Consider the following 230-nt stretch of genomic DNA (forward strand, 5'->3'; position numbering starts at 1 on the left):
GCGTTCCTCGAAGCGAGCGAGGTAGTCGCCGGTCTGCTTTTCCAGGGACACCGAGACGAACACGCTCATCGCCCCGGACAGGCGCTCCTCGTCGAGCCGGGCGAAGTAGCCCTGGATGTAGTGTTCCTCTTCCAGGCGGCGTACCCGGCGCAGCGTCGGCGTCAGCGACAGGCCGACCTTCTGGGCGAGATCGCGCCAGCTCAGGCGGCCGTCGTCGGCCAGGGCACGGA

The 230-nt window shown here is 68.7% G+C and carries 1 protein-coding gene; it reads right to left on the reverse strand.

Features of this window, described 5'->3' with window-relative positions:
• A partial coding sequence (locus BST14_RS32500; RefSeq protein WP_142279753.1) for an Lrp/AsnC family transcriptional regulator occupies positions 1 to 230 on the reverse strand: 230 nt, incomplete at both ends.

The sequence above is a fragment of the Mycobacterium arosiense ATCC BAA-1401 = DSM 45069 genome, assembly GCF_002086125.1.
GTDB classification, from domain to species: Bacteria; Actinomycetota; Actinomycetes; order Mycobacteriales; family Mycobacteriaceae; genus Mycobacterium; species Mycobacterium arosiense.